The sequence below is a fragment of the Vibrio sp. 10N.261.46.E11 genome, from assembly GCF_041472735.1.
GTDB lineage: Bacteria > Pseudomonadota > Gammaproteobacteria > Enterobacterales > Vibrionaceae > Vibrio.
This window is the reverse complement of the sequence record NZ_JBFRQW010000060.1, coordinates 78,403-98,764: the sequence shown is the minus strand read 5'-3', so window position 1 is coordinate 98,764 and position 20,362 is coordinate 78,403. Positions and strand designations below refer to the sequence as shown.

General features: G+C 46.2%; 16 protein-coding genes and 1 riboswitch. Of the genes, 10 read left to right on the top strand and 6 right to left on the bottom strand.

The annotated features are described in order from the left end of the window. The first annotated feature begins 7 nt into the window (after positions 1 to 7). Complete coding sequence (locus AB4407_RS18095; RefSeq protein WP_009847994.1) at positions 8 to 1,591, top strand: PTS transporter subunit EIIC; 1,584 nt, start codon at positions 8 to 10, stop codon at positions 1,589 to 1,591. Positions 1,592 to 1,712: 121 nt separating this feature from the next. Beyond that, positions 1,713 to 3,131, top strand: coding sequence for a hypothetical protein (locus tag AB4407_RS18090; RefSeq protein ID WP_372121527.1), 1,419 nt, complete (start codon positions 1,713 to 1,715; stop codon positions 3,129 to 3,131). An 89-nt stretch (positions 3,132 to 3,220) separates the two neighbouring features. On the opposite strand, the gene AB4407_RS18085 is transcribed toward AB4407_RS18090, so the two are convergent. Continuing rightward, positions 3,221 to 3,646 (bottom strand): phosphate-starvation-inducible protein PsiE, encoded by a 426-nt coding sequence (locus AB4407_RS18085; protein ID WP_009848000.1) that lies wholly within the window; start codon positions 3,644 to 3,646, stop codon positions 3,221 to 3,223. 143 nt (positions 3,647 to 3,789) lie between these two features. Then, the gene (locus AB4407_RS18080) at positions 3,790 to 5,160 is read right to left on the bottom strand and encodes an NCS2 family permease (RefSeq protein WP_372121525.1); all 1,371 of its coding nucleotides are present in this window, start codon (positions 5,158 to 5,160) and stop codon (positions 3,790 to 3,792) included. A 58-nt stretch (positions 5,161 to 5,218) separates the two neighbouring features. Continuing rightward, a riboswitch (purine riboswitch) is annotated at positions 5,219 to 5,318 on the bottom strand. A 324-nt stretch (positions 5,319 to 5,642) separates the two neighbouring features. Here AB4407_RS18080 and gmk point away from each other — a divergent pair. From gmk to recG, 4 genes are all read left to right on the top strand, one after another. Beyond that, positions 5,643 to 6,266 carry a guanylate kinase gene (gene gmk, locus AB4407_RS18075; RefSeq protein ID WP_048661314.1) on the top strand — a complete coding sequence of 208 codons (624 nt, stop codon included), beginning with the start codon at positions 5,643 to 5,645 and terminating at the stop codon, positions 6,264 to 6,266. A gap of 119 nt (positions 6,267 to 6,385) precedes the next feature. Then, on the top strand, positions 6,386 to 6,658 hold the full coding sequence (gene rpoZ / locus AB4407_RS18070) for a DNA-directed RNA polymerase subunit omega (RefSeq protein ID WP_009848003.1): 273 nt from the start codon (positions 6,386 to 6,388) through the stop codon (positions 6,656 to 6,658). A gap of 45 nt (positions 6,659 to 6,703) precedes the next feature. Next, positions 6,704 to 8,830: a bifunctional GTP diphosphokinase/guanosine-3',5'-bis pyrophosphate 3'-pyrophosphohydrolase gene (gene spoT, locus AB4407_RS18065; protein WP_372121524.1), complete on the top strand. Its 2,127-nt coding sequence runs from the start codon at positions 6,704 to 6,706 to the stop codon at positions 8,828 to 8,830. A 179-nt stretch (positions 8,831 to 9,009) separates the two neighbouring features. Further along, positions 9,010 to 11,088 (top strand): ATP-dependent DNA helicase RecG, encoded by a 2,079-nt coding sequence (gene recG, locus AB4407_RS18060; RefSeq protein WP_102249009.1) that lies wholly within the window; start codon positions 9,010 to 9,012, stop codon positions 11,086 to 11,088. 176 nt (positions 11,089 to 11,264) lie between these two features. Here recG and envZ read toward each other — a convergent pair whose 3' ends face one another. Then, entirely contained in the window at positions 11,265 to 12,560 is a 1,296-nt protein-coding gene (gene envZ / locus AB4407_RS18055) for a two-component system sensor histidine kinase EnvZ (RefSeq protein ID WP_372121523.1), read from the bottom strand. Positions 12,561 to 12,705: 145 nt separating this feature from the next. Beyond that, entirely contained in the window at positions 12,706 to 13,425 is a 720-nt protein-coding gene (gene ompR, locus AB4407_RS18050; RefSeq protein WP_008218409.1) for a two-component system response regulator OmpR, read from the bottom strand. Positions 13,426 to 13,600: 175 nt separating this feature from the next. On the opposite strand from ompR, the gene greB reads away from it, so the two are divergent. Then, positions 13,601 to 14,083 (top strand): transcription elongation factor GreB, encoded by a 483-nt coding sequence (gene greB / locus AB4407_RS18045; protein WP_239829138.1) that lies wholly within the window; start codon positions 13,601 to 13,603, stop codon positions 14,081 to 14,083. A gap of 663 nt (positions 14,084 to 14,746) precedes the next feature. After that, entirely contained in the window at positions 14,747 to 17,077 is a 2,331-nt protein-coding gene (locus tag AB4407_RS18040) for a Tex family protein (RefSeq protein WP_372121522.1), read from the top strand. Positions 17,078 to 17,359: 282 nt separating this feature from the next. Here AB4407_RS18040 and AB4407_RS18035 read toward each other — a convergent pair whose 3' ends face one another. Together AB4407_RS18035 and bioH are read right to left on the bottom strand one after the other, a co-directional pair. Beyond that, positions 17,360 to 17,833, bottom strand: a complete 474-nt coding sequence (locus AB4407_RS18035; protein WP_009848010.1) for a hypothetical protein — start codon at positions 17,831 to 17,833, stop codon at positions 17,360 to 17,362. Positions 17,834 to 18,007: 174 nt separating this feature from the next. After that, positions 18,008 to 18,784 (bottom strand): pimeloyl-ACP methyl ester esterase BioH, encoded by a 777-nt coding sequence (bioH, locus tag AB4407_RS18030; RefSeq protein WP_372121521.1) that lies wholly within the window; start codon positions 18,782 to 18,784, stop codon positions 18,008 to 18,010. 93 nt (positions 18,785 to 18,877) lie between these two features. On the opposite strand from bioH, the gene AB4407_RS18025 reads away from it, so the two are divergent. Together AB4407_RS18025 and nfuA are read left to right on the top strand one after the other, a co-directional pair. Then, on the top strand, positions 18,878 to 19,591 hold the full coding sequence (locus AB4407_RS18025) for a ComF family protein (RefSeq protein WP_372121520.1): 714 nt from the start codon (positions 18,878 to 18,880) through the stop codon (positions 19,589 to 19,591). A gap of 109 nt (positions 19,592 to 19,700) precedes the next feature. Next, on the top strand, positions 19,701 to 20,285 hold the full coding sequence (gene nfuA, locus AB4407_RS18020; RefSeq protein ID WP_004735612.1) for a Fe-S biogenesis protein NfuA: 585 nt from the start codon (positions 19,701 to 19,703) through the stop codon (positions 20,283 to 20,285). Positions 20,286 to 20,362: the final 77 nt, after the last annotated feature.

The following is a 20,362-nucleotide window of genomic DNA, read 5'->3' as shown; positions in this document are numbered from 1 at the left end:
GTAAATTATGAGAGATAAGGTTCAAGCACTTGCTGGAGGTATGATGGTATCCATCATCGTACTGGTTATCGCAGGTATATTTATTGGTGTGGGCGCTGGTGTTGTAAACCAAATGTCTGCTACCGACTCTGTTATTTGGGCATTCTTTAAGCTGATGTTAGATCTTGGCTTGATGGTCATGCGCAATCTACCGCCTTTCTTTGCGATTGGTCTAGCGTTCGCGCTGGCGAAATCTGAAAAAGGTTGGGCAGCCTTCACTGGCTTTACCATGTTCATGTGTTTCAACGTCGCTATCGGATCGATCGCTGCATTTCACGGATGGACTCAAGAAACTACAAGCGTTGCGTCATTAATGAATGATGCTGGCTACGACAAAGTAGCAGCGCAAAACTTCAACTCTTTATGGGGTGAGTCTTTAGGTATCTTCGCTTACAACATGGGGATCTTTAGCGGTATTCTTGTTGGTTGTATTACGGCTTGGATCCACAACCGTTACTACAAATTCGAAATGCCTGCACTCTTGAGCTTCTTCTCAGGCCCTCGTGCCGTAGTGATTTTTGCTTACTTCGCTATCATGCCTATCGCGCTGTTTGTTTACTACGCTTGGCCGCCGATCGCTGGGGCACTGCAGTCCATCACTACTTTGATTACTAGCTCAGGTATTTTTGGCTCTTTCCTATTTGGCGTATTTGACAAAGGCTTATTGCCATTTGGCTTACATCACCTTATCGCCTTCCCTATTGAATACACTCGTGTTGGTGGCGTAATGGAGATTGATGGTGTTGTTTACGAAGGTGTTCGTAACATCATGAATGGCCAAATGAGTTCACCAGAGGCAACGAGCTACATTACACATAACTTTACCAGCGGTCGTATTCCAATCCAAATTGGTGGCCTAACGGGTGCTGCTTATGCAATGTACGTAACAGCAAAAACAGCCAATCGTAAGAAGGTAGCCGCTATCATGGTGCCTGCGGTATTTACGGCTGCTGTTATCGGTATTACCGAGCCACTAGAATATACCTTCCTATTCGTCCAACCATTCCTATTCTTTGCAGTGCATGTTCCGCTAAATGGTCTTGCTTATGTGATCACCGAAATGATGGGTGTTTCAATTCACGGAAATCAGCTGCTATTTATGGTGCCTAACCTACTACAACCTGAAAAGGTTCATGCTTGGGCTCTATTGTGGATTATCCCACTATACTTCGCGATTTACTTCTACACATTCAAGTTCTTCATCCTAAAGTTTGATTCAAAAACTCCAGGTCGCGAAGAAGAAGATGGTGATATCGCCCTGTATTCAAAAGAAGACTTTAAAAAGAAAAAGGATCAGACCTCAAAAGGACTGCCTGTTGAAATCATTAAGGCGCTGGGTGGAGCTGACAACATTGAGAACGTGACAAACTGTGCAACTCGACTGCGTGTTTCGCTGCATGACGAATCACTAACGGCAAGCGATAAAGTTTGGAAACAACAGCTCAACGCAATTGGTGTCGTCAGAATGAATAAAGGCATTCAAGTGATATATGGAGCCAACGTTATTACGATTGCCTCTGGTATCAAAGAAGCCCTTGGTGTCGACTCTTAGCTAAGCGCAACTTCCGTAACCCTACTGTTACGAATCTATAGAAACCAATAACTGACAATTCCTCCTGTGACTACAAGTCACAGGAAGGGATTCGTGCACCTGAAATATGGGAAATATAAAAATGAAAGCAATGACAAAACATGCAGTTACTTTACTTGCTCTTTGTGTTTCTGGCGTCCTACACGCAAACGAAAATACAACATCAAGCTGGTCTGAGCGCAACCCGATCGTCTTCTGGGGAGATAGAGCCAATGAGGACTGGAGCTATGTCGATGGTCTAGACGAAAGTCAAAAAAGCTTTTCAGAAAAACTCAAACGCTTGGATATTGATGACAGTGGTGACTGGAAAGTCTCATTTAGCGGTAATGTAAAAGCCGCAGTCGATAACCGTTGGAATCACATGTACGACGGAGAAAACCGCAAGAAAAATGAACTGCGTACTCGCATGCAATTCTCCACCAATGTGACTTACCAAGACTGGATGCGTGTATTTGGTGAAATTCGAACCAACTACACTAACCTCGATAGTCCGGGTCCAGTTGACGATGCCGGTACTGACTTCCACCAGTTGTTTACCGAATTCAAATTACTCGATGACGGTGAGCAATACCTAAGTACCCGCCTTGGTCGCCAAGAAATATACTTAAATGAATGGCAAATGATGAACCGTGAACCAACGCCAGTTCAATCAAGTTGGAATGCAGCCAGCGCAAAATACAGCGTAGCAGGCATCAATTTTGACGCATACTACGGCGAAGAAGTATTCCCTCTCTACAAAGATGGCAGCTTCGGTGGCAACTGGGATGATAAAACCAATGGCAAAAAATCGACCGGCTTATTCGCTAATTGGAGAACTGACTTCGGGGCAATGCAAGCCTACATAATGAGTAATAGACTCACCAATGAAAGCTTTGTTAATGCACCAGATGGTGACGTCGACATTCAAGTTTTAGGCTTACATGCCCATGACTTTGTGAGTGAAGGGTTTGGTTACATGCTCGACGGTGTTTACCAATTTGGTGATCATGCAGGTAAAGATATCTCAGCCTACATGGCTTATGCCGATTTGAACTACAACTGGAAAGCAGACTGGAACTATCGCTTAGGTCTGAACCTACATTATGCATCAGGTTCAGATAAAGACAGCGACAAAGTGAACACGTTTAACCCTTTGTGGACAGGTGACCCACTGGGTTTCGCGCATGACGGCGCTTACGGCAACGCAATGCAGGTCGGTTCTTACACTGTGATTGAGTATCAGCCGAAACAATCCATCATCGCTGGCTTTATGTCGACATGGCGTGCCAACACAGATGATGCAATCTATACACTCAACCAAGATGTATTATTTGGTGCAGAGTCTGACGAAAAATACGCTTACACCCAGTTCTATCTGCAATTCCATAATTACATCACAGGCAACTTAAAGTCTGAGTTAAATATGTACTACGCATTAGATAGCGACTACACACGTGACGTAGTCGGCAGTAGCAGTGATGACATTTCCCGTGTTGAAATCGCACTGATCTATAACTTCTAACACTGCTTATCAGGTTAGTATGTTACTAAATGAATTCGCCCAGCAATGCTGGGCGAATTTTTTAGATCATCATATTTCAGTTAATTGAATTACTCATCCGGCTGCTTGGTTCGAAGATCCACATATGGCCAGTAATGGTGCCCGACTCGAATCAAAAGTGTTGCTGCTGCTAAGATAAACGCTGCAACAGACAACCAAACGATGAGAACTGCATCTAACTCTTTCATGCCTAAAGTGATGTAGCGAGCTATTGCCATCATCGCGATGTAAATCGGATATCGAACCGGGATCTTACCGTTCATCACAAACTGCTGAACCATCGCCAACACTTCTAAATAGATAAACATCAGTAGAATATCGGTCAATTGCACTCGACGTTCAGCAAAAACATGCATGAACTCTTCGACCATCGCAAACAAGGTCGCGAGCGTGATCGCCACCAGCAATACCGCTTCCATAATGTGAAATACTTTTAAAAACGGCTTACTAAAAGATTTAGGTAAGTGAGAAGGCATAGTCACTCTTAAAAAAATAATTAATCCAGTCTCTACATTAGCATGCGCTCTAGAGAAGCGACGAATACAAAAATGGCCCCACATTCACTGCAGAGCCATCGACTTGTTTTTTTACTTAGCAACTTTCTAGTGGCTAACTAACCTTACAACAGAATCAGATAAGTTAAGAACACTACACACAGGCCGTAGATAAGAGGGTGAACTTCTTTACGCTTACCTGCAACAACCATTGTGAATGCGTAGCTGATGAAACCCATCGCCATACCGTTCGCTGGTGAGAAGCTTAAAACAGTGAACATGATGGTGAAGAAAGCTGCAATGCGTGACTCTTTCTTTTCCCAGTTAATCTGACCAAGACGGCCCACCATGTAGATGCCAACTACAACCATCGCAGGTGCAACCATTGCGGCTGAGAAAATAGAGAAGATTGGGTATAGGAACAGTGAAATTAAGAACAGACCCGCTACCATGACCGCAGCTAAACCTGTTTTCGCACCTTGAGAAGAAGCAATCCCCGATTCAGAGAAAGCAGTAATCGATGTGGTACCCAGAATAGAACCAATCACCGTACCGCCCGCATCTGCCACTAGCGCCGATTTTGCGTTCGGCACTTTACCGTCTTTGTCGATGATACCCGCATCGCGGCCAACACCCACAATCGTGCTCAAGCCATCGAAAAAATCGACAATCAGGAAGATAAGTACGATGAACAACAAATCGAACATTTTCTCAGGCGTAAAAGCTGAGAAGTCAAAGATAGCGCCAAAGCTGCCCGTCATGCTTGGTGGCATAGAAAAAAATTGGTCTGGGATGGGTGCGTTTGATGTGCCCATGAATACATCAGCAAGAATGGTCAGCGCGATAGCAGAAACGAACGAGATGAAGGTTGCTAGTTTAATGTCACGAACCATACAGCCCAATGCGATGAAGATACTCACATAAGCGATAATCACCTTCGGATCGGAAATGTCACCTAAGCCAACCAGTACGAACGGATTAGACACGATGATGCCTGCATTCTTGAGGCCTAAGAAAGCAATGAACAAGCCGAGAGAGACAGTAATCGCCAACTTCAAATCTTCAGGAATCGATTCAATCATCGACTTACGGATATTGGTCAATGAGAAAGCAAGATAAAGGATACCCGACAGGAAGATGCCAAATAATGCTTCATTCCAAAGTACCGCAACTGAGCCACTTAATAGTAAACCTTTGAAGAAGCCATTCATGCTCATGCCAGGCGCTAGCATGACTGGATAGTTACCCCAAACGCCCATGATAAGCGTTGCGATAGCAGCGGAAAGAGCGGTCGCTGTAAAGACTGCACCTTTGTCCATTCCCGGAATGCCACCCAAAATTGCTGGGTTAACCGCTAAGATATAACTCATCGCTAAGAAGGTAATAAAACCTGCGTATAGCTCAGTACTGATCGTGGTCTTTCTCTCTGAGAGTTTGAACAGGGTGTCAAGTGAGCCAGATGTCTTCTGGGCTTTCAGGGTGGAGTCGGTATTCACAACAAAACCTATGTATTAAATTAAGAAATTTGAGATTTAAATGCTGTGAGAATAGAGGGGGATCTACACTAAAAACTGTAGTCACCAAGGTAGGCTCGGTAGTAGAAACATTTGACCCATTTCATCAAACATATACAGCATTTAATCGTTTGCGCGGATTGTAAGGATTGAGATTAAAACTTCAACAAATTTTGTCGCGATCACATAAAAAATTGAAGATGAAGAGTCATTACATTTCTACGAAGATCGTCGAGAAGATCATTCGCTAATAAATAACGATCAAGCCAGTTGTTCTCAACCACCTAAATATGCTACTCTTCGCCTCCATTTTTCTGACCTAATTTTCACCAGTTGCCTCTATTAGTTTTACTTGTTATCCCTTTATAGACGTAACCATCGGAGCAATAATTAGAGTCAGTGCTATCTTTTATAGTGTCGGTTTATCACCTTCACTCAATCCAACCAACAGTGGAAATATACAGATGGGCAAAGGTACTCTTTACATCGTATCTGCACCTAGTGGCGCAGGTAAGTCGAGCTTGATCTCAGCAATGCTAGAAACCAATCCAACCTACGCAATGAAGGTATCTGTTTCACACACCACTCGCGGTATGCGCCCTGGTGAAGAAAATGGTGTTCACTACCACTTCGTAGAGAAGCATCATTTTGAAGACCTTATAGGGAAAGGTGAGTTCCTAGAGTACGCTGAAGTTTTCGGCAACTACTACGGTACTTCACGCGTTTGGATTGAAGAAAACCTAGACCGCGGTATCGATGTATTCCTAGATATCGACTGGCAAGGTGCTCGTCAGATCCGTGAACAAATGCCTCAAGCGAAGAGTGTCTTCATTCTTCCACCATCAAATGGTGAACTAGAGCGTCGTTTGAATGTTCGCGGTCAAGACAGCGACGAAGTTATTGCGAAACGCATGAGCGAAGCAAAATCAGAGATTTCTCACTATGCAGAATATGATTATGTGATCGTGAATGACGACTTTGATGCAGCCCTAATGGACTTCAGAGCTATCATTCGTGCGGAGCGCTTAAAAGAAGATAAGCAAGCAGCGAAATACAGCGGCATGCTTACTGCTTTATTAGCGGAATAATCTAGATCCCCTAGATTTTCCATTGAGATAAGTATACGGTGAGCTAGAAAGTCTCTAGTTAAACTTGTATACTTTCTCGTCATCAAAAATTTATTAGTTAATTACTATTTGGAGTCCTCATGGCACGCGTAACTGTTCAAGACGCTGTTGAAAAAGTTGGCAACCGTTTCGACCTAGTTCTTATTGCGGCTCGCCGCGCACGTCAAATGCAAACTGGCGGCAAAGATTCACTAGTGCCTGAAGAAAACGATAAGCCAACGGTTATCGCTCTTCGCGAAATCGAAGAAGGTCTTATCACTAAAGACGTACTAGATGCTCGTGAGCGTCAAGAGCAACAAGAGCAAGAAGCGGCTGAACTTGCAGCAGTAAGTAGCATCGCTCACACTCGCTAATAGAATCAACGTCATTCGAACTAATTAACCTTCCGGGCCTTTAATTTGTATCTATTCGATAGCCTCAAAGACGTTGCCCAAGAATACCTAACAGAGCCTCAAGTTGAGGCTCTGCGTCAATCTTATGTGGTAGCGAGAGACGCCCATGAAGGGCAAACCCGTTCAACGGGTGAACCATACATTATTCACCCTGTAGCAGTTTCAAGAATCCTGGCAGAAATGCGTCTGGATATCGAAACTCTGCAAGCTGCCCTACTCCACGATGTAATTGAAGATACTGAAGTTACAAAAGAGGAGCTAGAAGCTCAATTCGGCAATACCGTTGCTGAACTGGTTGATGGTGTATCTAAGCTGGATAAGCTTAAATTTCGTGATCGCAAAGAAGCGCAAGCAGAGAACTTCCGTAAGATGGTTCTCGCTATGGTGCAAGACATCCGCGTTATCTTGATCAAATTAGCTGACCGTACTCACAACATGCGTACGCTTGGGGCACTTCGCCCTGATAAGAAGCGTCGTATTGCTCGTGAAACTCTTGAAATTTATTCTCCGCTAGCTCACCGTCTTGGTATTCATAACATCAAGACAGAATTAGAAGAGTTGGGCTTCGAAGCCCTTTATCCTAACCGTTATCGCGTACTTAAAAACGTAGTGAAAGCTGCGCGTGGTAACCGTAAGGAGATGATCCAACGTATCCATAGCGAAATCGAAGGCCGCCTTGAAGAAGTCGGTTTGCCTGCTCGCGTACTTGGTCGTGAAAAGAATCTGTTCTCCATCTATAACAAGATGAAAACCAAAGAGCAGCGCTTCCACACCATTATGGACATCTACGCTTTCCGCGTCGTAGTTGAAACACCTGATACTTGTTATCGCGTACTTGGTCAGGCCCACAGTCTGTACAAGCCTCGTCCTGGCCGCATGAAAGACTATATTGCGGTACCAAAAGCCAACGGCTACCAATCTCTGCACACGTCAATGATCGGCCCTCACGGGGTGCCAGTTGAGGTCCAAATCCGTACCGAAGATATGGAGCAGATGGCAGATAAAGGTGTCGCGGCGCACTGGTCTTACAAAGGTAATGGCTCGCGTAGCAGTAACGGCACAACCGCGCAGGTTAAAGCCCAACGTTGGATGCAGAGCTTACTTGAGCTACAACAAAGTGCAGGTAACTCATTCGAATTCATTGAAAACGTTAAATCTGACCTGTTCCCAGATGAGATCTTCGTATTCACGCCGAAAGGTCGCATTGTCGAACTTCCAGCAGGCGCAACAGCAGTCGATTTTGCTTACGCGGTGCATACCGACGTCGGCAACATGTGTGTAGGTGCTCGTGTAGACATGAACCCTTACCCACTCAGCAAATCGCTGAAGAATGGCCAAACTATTGAGATCATCAGTGCTCCGGGCGCACGTCCGAATGCAGCATGGCTCAACTACGTAGTGACCTCACGTGCGCGTACGAAGATCCGTCAGGTCCTGAAAACGATGCGTCGTGAAGAGTCGATTACCCTTGGCCGTCGCCTACTGAACCATGCACTTGGTGAACACTCTATTGCCGATGTCGGTCAAGAGAATATCGAACATGTATTGTCTGATCTACGTCTCGATAACATTGAAGACTTGCTAGCATCGATTGGTCTTGGTGAGCTGATGAGTATCGTTATTGCTCGTCGTTTATTGGGCGATGCTGACGAACTGACTGAAGTGGCAAACAACAGCGATACGCCTAGGAAGAAATTACCTATCCGTGGTGCTGAAGGCCTATTACTGACGTTCGCCAACTGTTGTCACCCGATTCCAGATGATCACATTATTGCTCATGTATCTCCAGGTCGTGGTCTTGTGGTGCACCGTGAATCGTGTCCAAACGTTCGTGGTTACCAGAAAGAACCGGATAAATACATGGCGGTTGAATGGTCTGACGATTACAACCAAGAGTTCACTGCTGAACTTCAGGTCGAATTACAGAACCATCAAGGTGCGCTGGCTGAGCTAACTAACGTTATCTCGAAAACCGGCTCGAACATTCACGGTATTTCAACCGAAGAACGTGACGGACGCTTGTACACAGTGACTATCTTGTTGACCACGAAAGATCGTGTTCATTTAGCGAGCATTATGAAGAAGCTACGTGTGATGCCACACGCGCTCAAAGTAAGACGTCGTAAGAACTAACGTTCGAATTTATTGGCAACTTTGCTAAGAATTGAAATCCCCTTAATGTTTTATCGCTTAAGGGGATTTTTTTGTGGCTGCGATTCTAGAGTTCCCCTAGCTTCATGCTATTCATGCCTGTACAAAAATCCAGTAAAATGCTTGAATAGATTATCTCTCTTACGTTTATGAGCCTTGTTATGTCACAGCTTTTATCTGCTATCCCTCTCAACTCTTTATCTGGAGTCGGCGCAAAAGTCGCAGAGAAACTGGAAAAGGTTGGGCTTAACAATGTACAAGACCTGTTATTTCATCTGCCTTTGCGCTATGAAGATAGAACTCGTATCTATCCCATCGTAAAGCTGCATGCCGGGCTGTGGGCTGCTGTGCAAGGCAAGGTGATGCATGTTGATACCATTTTCGGTAAACGTAAGATGCTCGCAGTAAAGATCAGCGACGGTAACGGCACGATTACGCTGCGCTTTTTCAACTTTACTGCAGGAATGAAGAATAACTTTGCCGAAGGCAAACAAGTGCATGCTTATGGTGAGATCAAGCGCGGCAATATGGGGCTTGAGATTGTCCATCCGGATTACAAATTCTTTGCTCCTAGGCAGCAACCAGACGTTGAAGCGAATCTGACTCCGGTGTATCCAACCACTGAAGGGCTAAGACAAGTCACGCTACGTAACCTCACAGACCAAGCTCTAGAGTTAATCGATAAAGCAGCCGTCAATGAGCTGCTACCGTCTGGTCTATACGACCACCAAATTACCCTCGCACAAGCACTGCATACCATTCACAGGCCGCCCCCGGGCATTGACCTAGAGCTGTTTGATGAAGGTAAACACCCTGCGCAACTGCGCCTAATTATGGAAGAGTTACTGGCTCAAAACCTGTCTATGTTGTCTGTTCGTAGCAAAGGGCAGCAAGACAAGGCAATGCCTTTTCCTCCAGTAAACACTCTTAAAGATAAGCTACTGGCTCAGCTGCCGTTTTCACCAACCAATGCCCAAGCACGAGTGACCAAAGAGATCGAAGCTGACTTGGAAAAGCCGCACCCTATGATGCGTTTAGTGCAAGGTGATGTGGGCTCTGGAAAAACCTTAGTCGCTGCACTGGCGGCGGTTCGCGCACTCGAACACGGTCAACAAGTAGCACTGATGGCACCAACTGAACTACTCGCGGAACAACACGCGATTAACTTTGCCAACTGGTTTGAGGCAATGGGTATTCAAGTTGGGTGGCTAGCAGGTAAGCTCAAAGGCAAAGCTCGTGAAACTGAACTAACACGAATTGCCAGCGGCGAAGCGCAAATGGTGGTCGGTACTCATGCGCTATTCCAAGAGCATGTCGAATTCAAAAATCTTGGTTTAGTGATCATTGATGAGCAACACCGATTTGGAGTCCACCAGCGACTAGAGCTGCGTGAAAAAGGCGCGAAGCAAGGTTATTACCCTCATCAGTTGGTGATGACTGCTACGCCAATTCCACGAACGCTTGCGATGACGGCCTATGCCGACCTTGAAACCTCGATTATTGATGAGTTACCACCGGGGCGAACCCCAATTCAAACCGTGGCGATTCCTGATACCAAGCGCGATGACATTGTTGAACGTGTGAAAAATGCGTGTCTCAATGAAGGCAAACAAGCTTACTGGGTGTGTACGTTGATCGATGAATCAGAAGTACTGGAAGCTCAAGCTGCAGCGGATACGGCAGAAGAGCTGCAACGCAAACTGCCCGACGTAAAAATTGGTTTGGTTCATGGCCGAATGAAACCCGCAGAGAAACAAGCGGTGATGCAGGAATTCAAAGAGAACAAACTGCACCTGTTAGTTGCTACAACCGTGATTGAAGTCGGTGTAGATGTACCGAATTCAAGCTTAATGATCATCGAGAACCCAGAGCGTCTTGGTCTAGCGCAACTGCACCAACTGCGTGGCCGTGTTGGGCGTGGTTCGGTCGCAAGCCATTGTGTACTGTTGTACCACTCCCCACTATCTAAAACCGCTCAGAAGCGCTTAGGGGTACTTCGTGAAAGTAACGATGGCTTTGTTATTGCTCAGCGTGATTTAGAGATTCGTGGCCCCGGTGAACTACTTGGTACCAAGCAGACAGGCTTGGCTGATTTTAAGATTGCCGACTTAGTCCGTGACCAGCGTTTGATACCTGAAGTGCAGCGTATCGCGCGTCATATCCACGATAGCTACCCAGACAACGCTAAGGCAATCATCAACCGCTGGCTGGGTGAGCGCGATGTTTACTCTAAGGCTTAGTTAACGCTGAAACCGCATTCCAAACGTAAAAAGGCTTCCCTCAAGGAAGCCTTTTTAGTGTGCGTTACTTTCATCAAGCAAGAGCGAGATTCCCCGAGAGGGAAGAGTGACCGAGTCGAGGATCTCTTAACAGCTCCCCGAACCAAACCCGTCACCATAAAACAGACCGATGATAACTAGGGTTTCACAGGGAAACTGATCTGCGCCTTCAAGCCACCTTCACTGCGGTTATTCACCACCACTGCACCTTGGTGTTGGCTGACAATACGTTTCACGATCGCCAAGCCTAAACCTGTCCCTTCACTACCACGAGCGGTATCACCGCGCGTGAAGGGTTCAAACAGCTTCCCGATCTGGTCTTGTGGAATACCCGGACCATTATCTTCTACCGTCACCCAAGCGAGCTTGTTATCTGCTGTCATGCCTGTCGATACTTTGACCCAGCCATTGCCATAACGTAGCGCATTAACCACCAAGTTACTCACTGCACGCTTCATCGCGATCGGGTTACCTAACGCAGGTTTCATAGTTTCTGGAATATCAGTTTCAATCTGGACCTCATAGCCACCTTCAGAGCTGGAGACCTCGCGTGCAATATCATCGACAAATACCGCTTGGAATGAGTATCGGTCAACTGGCTTTAGGTAATCCATAAACTGACTGATGATCTCATTACACTCTTCAGTATCACTGATGATCCCTTCCGCTAGATAGCTGTCTTCTGGCGACATCATCTCGGTCGCTAAGCGAATACGCGTGAGTGGTGTACGCAGGTCATGACTGATACCCGCCATCAGCAAAGCACGGTCTTCTTCGAGCTCTTGAATGCCTTTCGACATCTGATTAAAGGCTCGAGTTACCGAGCGAATCTCTTGTGCACCTTGCACAGATAAGGGCGGTGGAATATCGCCACGCCCCACCCCTTGCGCCGCTTTCTCTAACGCGATCAACGGCCGATTTTGCAAACGGATAAACAGCCAGCCACCAGCGACAATCAACATCGCCATGATCAAGCTATTGCGAAATAGCGGCGCAAAATCTTCTTCTTGCAGCTCAGACAGCGGAATTCGAATCAATGAATTCGGCAACTGTGCGATATCCATCCACAACACGTAACTCTCTTTACCCAAAACCAATCGTACTTCGGTTTCAGAACCGATCTCTTTGGTCATTTCCTCACTCATTAGGTCAATCGACATCGCATGGTAATACTCACCCGATGCTTCGCTGTCTTTGGCGTGAACGGTCACCCCGAGTTGCTCAAGCACACGCTGGCGCAGTGGCGCATCGATTTCGATATCGCTGCCTTGATCCAATACGAGGTTTAACTCGTGAGCCAGAATCTTATTGAACTGCTGCAAACTCGGCATCAAGGCATAGTTGAACACGGCGTAATAAGAAAAAACTTGGCTAGCAACCAGTAAGGTTAAGAAGAGCACTATCGACTGAGTAAAGGAGCTACGTATGCGCATAGGAGACCTAAAGTGAGAGATGATAAAGGGATAGAGTGGGAACTATAGCTTTAAACCACTGTACTGAATACAAAACGGGCCATCACATATTAATGAGATGACCCGTAAATAAAGAATTCTGAATCACAGAACTAGCAAAACTAGATTACACAGCTTTGCCATCTGGAACGAATACATAACCTAAGCCCCACACCGTTTGGATGTAGCGAGGTTTACTTGGATCTTCTTCCACGAGACGACGCAGACGTGAAATCTGAACATCGATAGAACGTTCCATTGCTGAATACTCACGACCACGAGCCATGTTCATCAGCTTATCGCGAGACATTGGCTCACGCGCGTTAGTCACTAGCGACTTAAGTACCGCAAATTCGCCTGAAGTAAGCGGCATTGGCTCTTCACCACGGAACATTTCACGCGTACCTAGGTTCAATCTGAACTCACCAAACTCAACCACAGACTCTTCTGTGCTTGGTGCGCCCGGTGCTTCAATCACTTGGCGACGCAGTACCGCTTTAATGCGAGCCAGCAGTTCACGTGGGTTGAATGGTTTTGGTAGGTAATCATCGGCACCCACTTCCAAACCCACAATACGATCCACTTCATCACCCTTTGCCGTCAGCATCAAGATAGGCAGCGAGTTGTTTGCGTTTCTTAGACGACGACAGATCGATAGACCATCTTCACCCGGCAACATCAAGTCCAATACCATCAAGTGAAAGTTTTCACGGGTTAACAGGCGGTCCATTTGCTCACTGTTTGCCACGCTACGCACTTGAAAGCCTTGCTCTGACAGATAGCGTTCTAACAGTGCACGTAAACGAGCATCGTCATCGACCACTAAAATTTTGTAGTTTTCTTGCATGTAATGGTTCCACCTATTAATCGCTTATTGGGTTATAAGCTTTTGGGCACAGTCTAATGAGTTCAATACATTAAAAATGTAACATTATTGGAGAAAAAGTCGCCTAAATAATTGTTAACGTATGTTGCCTTTCTATATATTCTATCTTAGATCATCATTTCATTAAGTCAGATTTATGAAAACCAAACTTATCACCCGAGAAGGTTATAACAAGCTCAAAGCAGAGCATGACCACTTATGGCACGAGAAGCGTCCTGAAATTACTAAGATAGTCACTTGGGCTGCAAGCCTTGGAGATCGTTCAGAAAACGCAGATTACACCTTCAATAAGCGTTTACTTCGTCAGATCGATCGCCGAGTACGTTTCTTAAGAAAGTTCCTACCTGATGTCACGATCGTTGATTACTCGCCACAACAAGAAGGTAAGGTATTTTTCGGGGCTTGGGTCGAAATTGAGAATGATGAGGGGGAAATTAAGAAGTTTCGAATTGTCGGCCCAGAGGAGATCTATGGCGATGCTAAAGGCTATATATCTATCGACTCACCAATGGCTAGAGCTCTGCTGAAGAAAGAAGTGGATGATGAGTTTACGGTAAAAACACCGGAAGGCGACAAAGAGTGGTTCATTAACTCGATTCGCTACGCAGACAACGAATAACCAAACTTAATAAACACTTAGTGATGAGCTGAGTGTTCAGCAAACCCAAACTCCAGATAAAAGAAAACCCCGCTAGGCTTTCGCCTAGCGGGGTTAAGTCTCTATCGCAGCAATCCGGCTACTGTTTATCTCTTCGAGATAAGGTGCTCCCTGCATCTTTCCTTGATAGTGGCTAAATCCTTTAACCAATTTCCTTTTTGTTCATCGCCATCCTAGCGGTGTCCATTCTAGCCTGTCATCCTGACTGGCGAATCTCATCCAGAGATTATCACTTCCTTGCTGACCACTCATCCTAAGTAATCAAATCTTCATCCTGAAGATACCTAGTCCATTAGGCTTTTTCCTGTTCCTGCCAACTCCCTGTCGACAAGTTAAATATTACGGTATTTGGGCGAGTTTCCTAGACAGTCCCAAAAAACATTTCAGGTGAGAAATACGCCCACAAACACATAACCAAATAGAATCAGCAACTTAGATTTATTTTAAGACGATTTCATCGATTTAAAGTGACTTAGTCGCACACCACGTGTGAGAGATCTCGCACAAAGTGGGTATCAGAAACGGAAATTGGACTTCTGACAGGATAATTACACAGCCAAAGCTAGAAAAAGCGTACGCTCACCCCCATGTATTTATCATGATATTAAATAAGAGATTCATCGGATGAGCCAAGCTATCTGTCGACTGATTGCTGAAGAACTGAATGTTCGTTCAGAGCAAGTCACCGCCGCAGTAAACCTAATTGACGACGGTAACACCGTTCCCTTTATTGCCCGCTACCGTAAAGAAGTCACGGGTGGCTTAGACGATACCCAACTACGTAACCTTGATAGTCGCCTTTCATACCTTCGCGAGCTAGACGATCGTCGCCAAACGATCCTGAAATCGATTCAAGATCAAGGCAAGCTCACGCCAGAACTGGAGCGTGATATCACTCAAGCCGACAGCAAGACGCGCCTTGAAGATTTATACCTGCCATACAAACCAAAGCGTCGTACCAAAGGTCAAATCGCAATCGAAGCAGGCTTAGAGCCACTTGCCGATACACTTTGGAATGAACCACAGCACGATCCTGAAACCGAAGCAGCTAACTTCATCAGCAGCGATAAAGGCATTGCTGATACTAAAGCCGCACTCGATGGGGCACGTGCAATCGTGATGGAGCGCATTGCGGAAGACGCAAACCTGCTTGAAAAGATTCGCCAACACCTGAACCGCAACGCAGAGCTTGGTGCTCGTGTTGTGGCTGGCAAAGAGAACGAAGGTGAGAAGTTCAAAGACTACTTCGAGCACAACGAAGCGCTTAGCAAAGTACCGTCTCACCGTGCCCTTGCAATGCTGCGTGGCCGAAATGAAGGCTTCCTAACACTGGCAATGAACGCAGACCCAGAGCAAGAAGAAGGTGTACGTGGTTCATACTGCGAGAACATCATCTCTGATCACTACGGTATTACCCTAAGCAGCGCTCCTGCGGATGCATGGCGTAAACAAGTGATTAGCTGGGCATGGCGCATCAAGGTTTCTATGCACATGGAAACTGAGTTGATGGGCGCGATGAAAGAACGAGCAGAGATCGAAGCGATTGAAGTATTCGCCACCAACCTTAAAGATCTGCTAATGGCTGCGCCTGCTGGCCCTCGAGCAACATTGGGCTTGGATCCAGGTTTACGTACCGGTTCGAAAATCGCTGTTGTGGACTCAACAGGTAAAGTTCTAGCGACAGAGACTATTTACCCTCACCCACCGCAAAAGCAATACGACAAGTCAGCACACGTTGTTGAGCAGATGGTTCGCCAGTTCAATGTTGATTTGATTGCGATTGGTAACGGCACGGCTTCACGCGAAACCGACAGCTTCGTGGCTGATGTGATTAAGCGCGGCAACCTAAAAGCGCAAAAAATTATTGTTAGCGAAGCAGGTGCTTCAGTTTATTCAGCGTCTGAGCTAGCGGCGAAAGAATTCCCGAACATGGACGTATCGATCCGTGGTGCAGTATCTATCGCTCGTCGTCTACAAGATCCACTGGCGGAGCTGGTGAAGATTGATCCTAAATCGATTGGTGTGGGCCAATACCAACACGATGTGAGCCAAACTATGCTTGCTAAGCGCCTAGATGCGATTGTCGAAGACTGTGTAAACGCGGTTGGTGTTGATGTGAATACCGCTTCGGCTGCGCTACTGACTCGCGTAGCTGGCCTTTCTAGCACCATCGCTCAAAACATCGTGGATTTCCGTGATGAGAATGGTCGCTTCGAAGCACGTACTACGCTGAAGAAAGTCGCTCGCTTGGGGCCAAAAGCCTTTGAACAGTGTGCTGGTTTCCTACGTATTATGGATGGTAAGAACCCGTTAGATGCATCATCGGTTCACCCAGAAGCTTACCCAGTAGTGAAAACTATCGCAGAGAAAAACCAAAAAGACATCAAATCTCTGGTGGGTAACACCGACTTCTTACGTAGTTTACACGCGGTTGATTACACCAATGAAAACTTTGGTGTACCAACGGTCACCGACATCATCAAGGAGCTGGATAAGCCGGGACGCGACCCTCGCCCTGAGTTCAAGACGGCAACCTTCGCAGATGGCGTAAACAGCGTTTCAGACCTAGAACCAGGCATGATTCTAGAAGGCGTGGTGTCGAACGTGGCCAACTTTGGTGCCTTCGTGGATATTGGTGTTCACCAAGATGGCCTAGTACACATTTCAGCGCTCACCGATCGCTTTGTCTCTGACCCACGTGAAGTGGTTAAAGCGGGCGACATCGTGAAAGTGAAGGTGATGGAGGTGGATGTTCAGCGTAAACGTATTGCACTCAGCATGCGTATGAAGGACGAGCCGGGACAAGACAACCGTGCTCAACGTTCAAGTGCACCTCGTACGCAAAACCGCTCAAATCAAAATTCACAAGGTGGCCAACGCCGTCGTGAAGAGCCACAACAAAATGCCGCAATGGGTGGTGCTTTCGCAGCTGCCTTCGCTAAAGCGAAAAAGTAATCCGTTAGCTCGTCTGCAAAACGGATGTACTTAAAACAGAAAACCTGCATCCCTTAGGGTATGCAGGTTTTTTTATTATGTGTTCAAAAAAGACATCGAAACTTAGTTGTATTCTTCGTGTTTATACTCAAAATAATTGGGGTTGCAGCTAGGCAACCTTTTCCTTACAAAGGAATGAAGTTCATCCCTATGAGCATAGAGGTTCTATGTGCTTAGGGCGGCCGGCGTTCCGGTGAACTTACGCAGTTAACAACGCTACAGCTTCAAGTATGAAGAGTATAACTATAATACGACTAACATCTCTGACGGAGCATGAGGCGCAACAGCATGACCATAATGATACTTTATGACCTTACGTCGTTTCTCCATCTGTCCCTCCTGAATCGCCGCATCTAAAACATGCTTTGGCAGGCGGAAACGCATGGTATAGCCCTTTCCTTGATCAGCACTGTATGTTCTCAGAGCCAATAAGCTGAACAGCCTGTCAAAAGGATCTTGTGGCTTTTCATGGCTAACCGAATTGGCCTCTGACTCGTTCTCCATTTCATAACCTGGATGGTCTGAAGGATCCCAAGCCGACTGCTGCCTTCGTTTATCGTCTGATTTTACCTTACGCTCTGCATTGGTTCTCGCCAATGCTACTGCGGGAGCAACAGGTTCTCGGACTCTATTATCACGCGCAACTTGCTCTGTTTGCACATTAACGGACGGGGCGATTAGTGGCACACTTACTGCAGTTGCAGGTGACACAATCATCGCGAACTCTCCTCAAGAATCGCCCATCACTGTTGCCATAACACTGTTGTGCCGAGTAAGCACAACAGGCATAGCCCAACTTACCGCAATCAACTCTGGAGAGAGTTAGGTCTGAGTGTCATGCAACATGTTGGTTAGGTTATATATCGACCAAGCCAGCGATAAATTTAGCGATTATTTTTGCGCGAAGCTAACTAGTTCACTGCAAAAGGCATCGGCTTCTGTCATAAACGGGGCATGTGAAGACTGCGTGAAGATATATTGTTCGGTATGAGGCAGCGCGCTACCCAGATCTTTTGCTACTTTGATTGGCACCAATCCATCCAGTCGCCCGTACAAACGCAGCATAGGCACAGAGATCTGCGGCAGTTGCTCACGGAGGTCAACGTCTGACAACATTTTCAAACCCGCTAACAAAGAATCAGGATTCGGAAGCGGACGAGACAGTACCGCTTGCTTGAGTTGTTTTACATCTTGCCTTGCAGAAGGGCTGCCCATGGCTTGCAGTGCCATAAAGCGCTCAATGGTGGTTTGGAAATCTTCAACCAGCTGTTCGGTAAATGCGCTTAATACGTTTGGCTGAATGCCTCGCCATAACACGGGTTCTTTAGCCGCAGCGAATTTAGGAGAACTGGCAACAGTCACCAATTTGCTTACGTAATCTGAGTGATGCAAAGCCATGTGTGTTGCGACCAAGCCACCCAGTGACCAACCGACCCAAATAGCCTGCTTTGGAGCTTCGGCCAACAGTTGCTGAGCTATCTCTTCAAGATCTTGAGCGTGGCAACGAGAACTGTGTCCATACCCAGGAAGGTCAACAACATGCACTCGAAAATCAGCTTGTAATGCATCAACGGTTTGTTGCCATACCGCACCGTTCATTCCCCAGCCGTGAACCAACACTAAATCAGGCCCTTGCCCAGAAACATGCCAATATAACGTGTCACTCATTCTCGATATTCCCTACTTTTTCCATCAGCGATAATCCGTGCTTTTCAGTATTGTGAGTAAAAGGAACACCCTAACCCAAAAGCATCACGAGCTATGTTATCCGATTGGCTACAAAAACACACACCGCGTCTGGTCACACCTCAATGCCACCTGTGTAAGCTAGATAAGCTTGCCGACGATGATCACCCTAGATGGTGCAATTCTTGTCTTAATCTCTTTGAGCCAGTTCCTCGCTGCCAACGATGTGGCTTAAAAACACTGATCACAGTAGATCAGTGCGGACAGTGCTTATCTCAACCTCCACCTTGGCATCGTCTCTATTGCGTTGGGGACTACACCTTCCCAACGGCACGTTATATCCAACAGATGAAATACGCCGATAAATTTTGGTTTGCACGCGATCTGTCAAAGCTATTGGCTTCACGTATCGAGCACCCTGCTCCGCTGATCACCAGTGTCCCTCTACATTGGCGTCGATATATTCATCGTGGCTTTAATCAAAGTCAGCTGCTGGCTAATTACACAGCTCAAGAACTTGGCGTTAAAGATGAGGTGCTGTTCCGTCGAATTCGCTCAACCGCTTCTCAGCAAGGACTGACTAAATCCGCACGATTACACAATCTAAAGAATGCTTTTACGCTGCGAAAACAAGACGTTCAAGAAAACATCCCCTCTCACGTCGCGATAATTGATGATGTTGTAACCACCGGCAGTACTGTGTATCAATTATGCCAATTACTACTTGAAGTAGGTGTGAAAAGGATTGATATTTACTGCATCTGCCGCACTCCTGAGCCCTCTGGATAAAAGCTGTGAATCACTACTTGTACAGCAATCCAACAAAAAAGGGCTGAATTACAAGTCTGACAGGAGTAGAATGGCGCTAATAACCTACAAATCTACTCAGGTATTCGTCGTGTCAAATATTACTATTACAGAAACAGCTCAAACTCACTTTGCCAATCTGCTGTCACAGCAGCCTGAAGGTACAAACATTCGTGTGTTCGTGGTAAACCCAGGCACACAAAACGCTGAGTGTGGTGTTTCTTACTGCCCAACAGATGCTATCGAAGCGTCTGACACTAAGCTTTCTTTCGACGCTTTCTCGGCATACGTAGATGAGTTAAGCCTACCATTCCTAGACGAAGCTGAGATTGACTTCGTGACTGACAAAATGGGATCTCAACTAACGCTTAAAGCACCAAACGCTAAAATGCGTAAAGTATCAGACGACGCAACTCTGATAGAGCGTGTTGAGTATGCAATCCAAACCCAAGTGAACCCACAGCTTGCTGGCCACGGCGGTCACGTTAGCCTAGTAGAGATCACTGAAGAAGGTGCTGCTATCGTTGCATTCGGCGGTGGTTGTAACGGTTGTTCTATGGTTGATGTAACGCTAAAAGAAGGCATCGAGAAAGAACTTCTTCAACAATTCGAAGGTGAACTGACAGCCGTTCGTGATGCAACTGAACACGACCGCGGTGAGCACTCTTACTACTAATCACCCTTACTACTAGGCACAACTAAGTGCTCCTACGACTAAGTACTCATGAAGTCTTAGCCAGTAGAAAGTTAAAG

Coding starts and splice junctions, on each gene's coding strand:
- AB4407_RS18095 (WP_009847994.1), top strand. CDS start 8: ATGAGAGATAAGGTTCAAGCACTTGCTGGAGGTATGATGGTATCCATC.
- AB4407_RS18090 (WP_372121527.1), top strand. CDS start 1,713: ATGAAAGCAATGACAAAACATGCAGTTACTTTACTTGCTCTTTGTGTT.
- AB4407_RS18085 (WP_009848000.1), bottom strand. CDS start 3,646: ATGCCTTCTCACTTACCTAAATCTTTTAGTAAGCCGTTTTTAAAAGTA.
- gmk (WP_048661314.1), top strand. CDS start 5,643: ATGGGCAAAGGTACTCTTTACATCGTATCTGCACCTAGTGGCGCAGGT.
- rpoZ (WP_009848003.1), top strand. CDS start 6,386: ATGGCACGCGTAACTGTTCAAGACGCTGTTGAAAAAGTTGGCAACCGT.
- recG (WP_102249009.1), top strand. CDS start 9,010: ATGTCACAGCTTTTATCTGCTATCCCTCTCAACTCTTTATCTGGAGTC.
- envZ (WP_372121523.1), bottom strand. CDS start 12,560: ATGCGCATACGTAGCTCCTTTACTCAGTCGATAGTGCTCTTCTTAACC.
- ompR (WP_008218409.1), bottom strand. CDS start 13,425: ATGCAAGAAAACTACAAAATTTTAGTGGTCGATGACGATGCTCGTTTA.
- greB (WP_239829138.1), top strand. CDS start 13,601: ATGAAAACCAAACTTATCACCCGAGAAGGTTATAACAAGCTCAAAGCA.
- AB4407_RS18040 (WP_372121522.1), top strand. CDS start 14,747: ATGAGCCAAGCTATCTGTCGACTGATTGCTGAAGAACTGAATGTTCGT.
- AB4407_RS18035 (WP_009848010.1), bottom strand. CDS start 17,833: ATGATTGTGTCACCTGCAACTGCAGTAAGTGTGCCACTAATCGCCCCG.
- bioH (WP_372121521.1), bottom strand. CDS start 18,784: ATGAGTGACACGTTATATTGGCATGTTTCTGGGCAAGGGCCTGATTTA.
- AB4407_RS18025 (WP_372121520.1), top strand. CDS start 18,878: ATGTTATCCGATTGGCTACAAAAACACACACCGCGTCTGGTCACACCT.